This is a genomic window from Vibrio sp. 10N.222.46.A1, from assembly GCF_041473595.1.
Taxonomy (GTDB): domain Bacteria; phylum Pseudomonadota; class Gammaproteobacteria; order Enterobacterales; family Vibrionaceae; genus Vibrio; species Vibrio tasmaniensis_A.
In genome coordinates this window covers 1-274 of the sequence record NZ_JBFRSN010001058.1, presented here as the reverse complement: position 1 = coordinate 274, position 274 = coordinate 1, and the positions used below count along the sequence as shown (strand labels likewise).

The following is a 274-nucleotide window of genomic DNA, read 5'->3' as shown; positions in this document are numbered from 1 at the left end:
GGATGGTCAGTTTGATCTTCTACAAATGAAAGTATACTCTCTGCGAAGCCGACTAATATTAATGCTAGATACGGATACTGAAATTAAGTTAATAGTAGAAAGTCTAACTCAAGAACTAGTAGTTAGTGCTGTAAATGAAGATGTCAATGATAAGGACTTTCTAGCATACTTGGATCAGAACCGTGCACAGTTTGTCCTAGTAGCTGACCAATTTTGGTCTCAAGTCCAATCTCGACTTAATTAATATTGTAAATACTTAATAGTATGGCTACAA

The 274-nt window shown here is 35.0% G+C and carries 1 protein-coding gene; it reads left to right on the top strand.

Translation table 11 applies throughout. The features are described 5' to 3' along the window. Positions 1-244 (top strand): hypothetical protein (locus AB4496_RS23685; RefSeq protein ID WP_372105786.1); only part of this gene is annotated, 244 nt, incomplete at its 5' end. Between the last annotated feature and the right edge of the window lie 30 nt (positions 245-274).